The organism is Spirillospora sp. NPDC049652 (assembly GCF_040675125.1).
Taxonomy (GTDB): Bacteria; Actinomycetota; Actinomycetes; order Streptosporangiales; family Streptosporangiaceae; genus Spirillospora.
This window is the reverse complement of sequence record NZ_JBFAOF010000492.1, coordinates 1-5,330: the sequence shown is the minus strand read 5'-3', so window position 1 is coordinate 5,330 and position 5,330 is coordinate 1. Positions and strand designations below refer to the sequence as shown.

Annotated in this window: 6 protein-coding genes; 2 read left to right on the top strand and 4 right to left on the bottom strand. The window is 71.9% G+C overall.

Annotated elements, in window-relative coordinates:
• The coding region (locus AB0J52_RS26020; RefSeq protein ID WP_500184886.1) for an ATP-dependent metallopeptidase FtsH/Yme1/Tma family protein at positions 1 to 1,268 on the top strand (1,268 nt) is incomplete at its 5' end.
• A 111-nt stretch (positions 1,269 to 1,379) separates the two neighbouring features.
• Positions 1,380 to 2,021: a Uma2 family endonuclease gene (locus AB0J52_RS26015; RefSeq protein ID WP_500184889.1), complete on the top strand. Its 642-nt coding sequence runs from the start codon at positions 1,380 to 1,382 to the stop codon at positions 2,019 to 2,021.
• Here AB0J52_RS26015 and AB0J52_RS26010 read toward each other — a convergent pair.
• The 4 genes from AB0J52_RS26010 to AB0J52_RS25995 all read right to left on the bottom strand — a co-directional run bounded on the left by AB0J52_RS26010 (position 2,018) and on the right by AB0J52_RS25995 (position 5,187).
• Complete coding sequence (locus AB0J52_RS26010) at positions 2,018 to 2,596, bottom strand: transglutaminase domain-containing protein (RefSeq protein ID WP_500184884.1); 579 nt, start codon at positions 2,594 to 2,596, stop codon at positions 2,018 to 2,020. The two genes, AB0J52_RS26015 and AB0J52_RS26010, sit on opposite strands and share 4 nt — an antisense overlap.
• Positions 2,593 to 3,339 carry a 4-hydroxy-tetrahydrodipicolinate reductase gene (dapB, locus tag AB0J52_RS26005; RefSeq protein WP_500184883.1) on the bottom strand — a complete coding sequence of 249 codons (747 nt, stop codon included), beginning with the start codon at positions 3,337 to 3,339 and terminating at the stop codon, positions 2,593 to 2,595. Before dapB ends, AB0J52_RS26010 begins: the two co-directional genes overlap by 4 nt.
• Before the next feature lie 61 nt (positions 3,340 to 3,400).
• Positions 3,401 to 3,775, bottom strand: coding sequence for a phage holin family protein (locus tag AB0J52_RS26000; protein WP_500184882.1), 375 nt, complete (start codon positions 3,773 to 3,775; stop codon positions 3,401 to 3,403).
• Between the two features lie 65 nt (positions 3,776 to 3,840).
• On the bottom strand, positions 3,841 to 5,187 hold the full coding sequence (locus AB0J52_RS25995) for a M16 family metallopeptidase (protein ID WP_500184887.1): 1,347 nt from the start codon (positions 5,185 to 5,187) through the stop codon (positions 3,841 to 3,843).
• Positions 5,188 to 5,330: the final 143 nt, after the last annotated feature.

The following is a 5,330-nucleotide window of genomic DNA, read 5'->3' as shown; positions in this document are numbered from 1 at the left end:
TGCTGACCGGCTCCCCCGGCACCGGCAAGACGCTGCTCGCGCGCGCCGTCGCGGGCGAGGCGGACGTGCCGTTCTACTCGGCCGCGGCGTCGGAGTTCATCGAGATGGTCGTCGGCGTCGGCGCGGCCCGGGTCCGCGAGCTGTTCACCGAGGCCCGCAAGACCGCACCGTCCATCATCTTCATCGACGAGATCGACACGATCGGCCGCACCCGCAGCTCCAGCGCCAGCATGGGCGGGCACGACGAGCGCGAGCAGACCCTCAACCAGATCCTCACCGAGATGGACGGGTTCTCCGGCTCCGAGGGCGTGGTGGTGATCGCCGCGACCAACCGCCCCGACATCCTCGACTCGGCGCTGCTGCGCCCCGGCCGCTTCGACCGGCAGATCACCGTGTCCCCGCCCGACCTGGACGGCCGCGTCGCGATCCTCAAGGTGCACGTCCGGGACGTCCCGCTCGCGCCCGACGTCGACCTCACCGACCTCGCCAAGATGACCCCGGGCATGACCGGCGCGGAGCTGGCGAACCTGGTCAACGAGGCGGCCCTGATGGCGGTCAAGCGCGGCCACACCGCCACCGACAACGCCGACTTCCACACCGCGCTGGAGAAGATCCAGCTCGGCACCCGCCGCTCCCTGGTGATGCCCGAGGAGGAGCGCCGCCGCACGTCCTTCCACGAGTCCGGGCACGCGCTGCTCGGCATGCTCTTCCCGGGCGCCGACCCCGTCCGCAAGATCACGATCGTGCCGCACGGCCGCGCGCTCGGCGTGACCGTCTCCACCCCGGAGAGCGACCGCTACGCCTACGACGAGCGGTACCTGCGCGGCCGGATCATCGGCGCCCTCGGCGGCATGGCGGCCGAGGAGCTGGTGTTCGGCGTCATCACCACCGGCGCGGAGAGCGACCTGCAGCAGGTCACGCAGATCGCGCGCGGCATGGTCGGCCGCTGGGGCATGTCGAGCCGCATCGGCCCCCTCTCGGTCCTGCCCCCGGACGGCGGCGACCCCATGAACCAGTACGCCTCCCAGGGCACCCTGGACGCCGTGGACGAGGAGGCCCGCCGCATCGTCGACGAGTGCTACCAGGAGGCCCTGCGCACCCTCTCCGACAACCGCGACAAGCTGGACGCCCTGGCGACCACCCTCCTGGAGGCCGAGACCCTCGACGAGTCCGCCGCCTACGCCGCCGCGGGCGTCCCCCGAAGCTCCACCCGTCCCGCCCTCCCCGAACCCGACACCACCCCACCCCCCGCCATCCCACCCGACTGACCAGCCGCGCGGCCAACGGACCCGAAGCGATGAAATGGGTACGCTCGGTGACCGCCGCCTCTACGATGACGGGAGCCCTGCGTGAGGGAGGAATCACCTCAAGTGAGCGTCATGGCCGTCGTCCATCGCCCCCTGCCCGCCGACCCGTTCGACCTCTGGCTGCGTGACGAGCTCGGGGTCGTCCTCGGCCTTCCCCACGATGGCACCCGTGTCGAGATCGTCGGTGGGGAGATCGTCGTGTCACCAGGTCCGGACTTCGCGCACAATCTGATCGTCGGGGACCTCCAGGACGCGTTCGCCGCCGCGAAGGCCCTCGGGCGGATGGAGGGATGGCGGTGCGTCCAGACCCAGGACGTCAGCCTCAGCGAGATCCACGAGGGTTACATCCCGGATCTGTGCGTCATGTCGGACGCCGACGTCCGCAAGGCGCGGGACCGGCGGTCGACGAAGATCCTCCCCGACGAACTCACGCTCGCCGTCGAGGTGACCTCCCGCTCGAACGTCGCCGAGGACCGGGAGCCCGGCCCCCGGCGCCGGCGGCCGAGCAAGTGGAACGGCTACGCCCGCACGGGCGTCCCCTTCTACCTGCTCGTCGACCGCGATCCCCAGGTGGCGGCCACGACGCTCTTCACCGAACCGAATCCGGCAGGTATGTACGAGGAGTCGGTGAAGTGGAAGTTCGGGGAGATCGTCGAACTCCCCGAACCGTTCGGGGTGCGCATGGGGAGCCAGGAATGGGAGCCCTGGGACTAAAGATCCGTGGGGAGGAGGCCGTCGCGGATCATGGTGAGGGCGTCGGTGTGGGTCTGGAGGGGCTTGAGGACGGTCTGCGGGGGTGCCGCGTAGACCGTCGGATAGTCGAGTTCGCCCGCGGACGGGTCGGGCTCGTAGGCCAGGCGGTCTTCGGACGCGGAGAACGACAGGTCCACGCCGCGCGGGTCCAGGCGCACCCAGCGGTCGTCGGCGAGGACGGCCGTGAGGCCGTGCAGGAAGTGCCGGTCGCCGTCGCGGAGGCGCTGGTAGCACAGACCCGCCTGGATGCCTCCCGCGCGCAGGAGCGCGGCCAGGGCGTGGGCCTGCGCGTAGCAGAAGCCCGTGCCCTGGTCGAGGACGTCCGAGGCGCGCCAGGGGAGGCGGCGGTCGGGGACGTCGGCGGGGTGGCTCACGTTGTCGCGGACGTGCTCGAAGGCCAGCCGCGCGTACGTGAGGTCGTCACCGGTGCGCAGTTCGGAGGCGATCGCCTGGACGAGCGGGTGCTCGACGTCGACCGCCTCGTCCGCGCCGAGGTACTCCCAGGGTTCGGCGGCGAAGACCGGGGAGAACGTCACAGGCCGAGCAGGGACTCGATGCCGATGGTCAGCCGGTCCGGCAGGCCGGCGACCCGGCGGACGCCCAGCAGGACGCCCGGCATGAACGACTCGCGGTTCATCGAGTCGTGCCGGATGGTGAACGTCTCGCCGTGGCCGCCGAGCAGCACCTCCTGGTGCGCGATCAGCCCGGCGAGCCGGACCGCGTGCACCCGGACGCCCTCGACGTCCGCGCCGCGGGCGCCCGGGATCTCCTGGCTGGTGGCGTCCGGGGACGGGGCCGCGCCGGCCTCGGCGCGGGCGGCGGCGACCAGCTCAGCGGTGCGGCGGGCGGTGCCGGACGGCGCGTCCGCCTTGTTCGGGTGGTGCAGCTCGACGATCTCGACCGACTCGAAGAACGGCGCGGCCTTGGTCGCGAAGTGCATCATCAGCACCGCGCCGATGCCGAAGTTCGGCGCGATCAGGACCTGGGCGCCGGGCTTCTCCGCCTGCCAGGACCGGACGGTGTCGAGCCGCGCGGCGTCGAAGCCGGTCGTGCCGACCACCGCGTGGATGCCGTGCTCGACCAGGTGGCGCAGGTTGCCCATCACCACGTCGGGGTGGGTGAAGTCGACGACGACCTCGGCGCCCGCCTCGGCCAGCCCGTCCAGCGCGTCGCCCTGGTCCAGCGCCGCGACCAGCTCCAGGTCGTCCGCGCCCTGCACGGCCCGGCACACCTCGGCGCCCATCCGGCCGCGCGCGCCGAGCACTCCAACCCTGATCACGATGTTCCTCCCGGTCCGCCTGCGTTCGCCCGAGCCTATCGCGGCCGGTGGCCGCGCCCGATCACTCGTGCTTGGCGACGAACAGGCTCAGCAGCCAGCTCACGACGCCGATGATGATCGCGCCCCAGAACGCCGACCAGAAGCCGTCGACATGGAAGGGCAGGTGCGTCTTCTCGGCGAGCCAGCTGGTCAGCATGAGCAGCAGCGCGTTCACGACCAGCGCGAACAGGCCGAGGGTCAGCACGTAGAAGGCGCAGCCGAGCACCTGGATGACCGGTTTGATGAACGCGTTGACCAGGCCGAAGATGACCGCCACACCGAGCAGGGTCAGCGCCTGCTTGGTGCCGTTCCCGGCGGTCACCTCGATCCCGTGCACCAGCGCGGTCGCGACCCACAGCGCCACCGCGGAGATCACGGTCCTGAGCAGAAATCTCATGCCCGTTCCCTACCCGATCATGAACGGTGGGTAACGAGGCACGTCCGCCGTGTGACAACGGCCGGTCAGAGGGTGAAGTCGGCGTCCTCGAACGGCCCGATGACGGTCAGCGCCTGGGGCCGGGCGAGCACCTCGGCGGCGATGTCGCGGACGTCGTCCAGGGTGACGCCCTCGATGCGGGCCAGCACCTCGTCCACCGGCAGCAGCGACTCGTAGACCAGCTCGCTCTTGCCGATCCGGGACATCCGGGAGCCGGTGTCCTCCAGGCCGAGCACCATGCCGCCGCGCAGCTGGCCCTTGCCGCGCTCCAGCTCCTCGTCGGTGAGCCCGCCGTCCAGCACCCGGGCGATCTCCTCGCGGCAGATCGCCAGGACCTCCTCGGCCTTGCCGGGCTGGCAGCCCGCGTACACGCCGAAAATACCGCTGTCGGCGTACTGCGAGGTGAAGCTGTACACCGAGTACGCCAGGCCGCGCTTCTCCCGGATCTCCTGGAACAGCCGGGACGACATTCCGCCGCCGAGCGCCGCGTTCAGCACGCCGAGGGCGAACCGGCGCTCGTCGGTGCGGCGGACGCCCTCGCAGCCGAGCACGATGTGCGCCTGCTCGGTGTCCTTGTCCAGCACCCGGACGGACGGGTCGACCGGCACGTCCGGCCCGCCGACGCGCGGCGCGGCCGGCGACGGCGCGCCGAGGTCGGACAGGTACGGCGCCCACGCGGACTCCACCATCCGGACGACCTCGTCGTGGTCGATGTTGCCCGCGACCGACACCACCAGGTCGGACGGCTTGTAGTGGTCGCGGTAGTAGCCGTGGATGCGGTCCCGCGACAGCGCGTTGATCGACTCCTCGGTGCCGAGGATCGGGCGGCCGAGCGGGACGTCGCCGTACAGCGCCAGCGAGAACTCGTCGTGGATCAGGTCGCCCGGGTCGTCGTCGCGCATGTGGATCTCTTCGAGGATCACGCCGCGCTCGGCCTCGACGTCCTCGGGCCGGTTCACCGACGCCGCGACCATGTCGGACACCACGTCCACCGCGAGGGGCAGGTCGCTGTCCAGCACCCGCGCGTAGTAGCAGGTGTACTCCTTGGCGGTGAAGGCGTTCAGGTCGCCGCCGACCGCGTCCACCGCCGCCGAGATCTCCAGCGCCGACCGCTTCGCCGTCCCCTTGAACAGCACGTGCTCCAGGTAGTGGCTGGCGCCCGCGTCGGCGACCTCCTCGTCGCGGGAGCCGACCCCGGCCCAGATGCCGAACGCCGCCGAGCGCACCGTCGGCAGCGTCTCGGTGATCACCCGCAGGCCGCCGGGGAGCACGGTCCGGCGGACGGCCCCCTCCCCCTCGGACGCGGTGTCGGTGCGGCCGTCGCTGGGGGTGCGGCCGGGCTGCTGCGGGCTGGTCACGGGGCGAGTCTCCAGGGGTCGAACGGACCGACCGGCCCGTCCCCGTCAGTGGCTGGCGGGGACGGACCGGTCGGGACGGCTGATACGCGGTCGGATCAGGAGTTGCGGCTGTCGTCGCCGGACGGGCGGCGGGTGCGGCGGCGGCGCGGGGCGCGCTT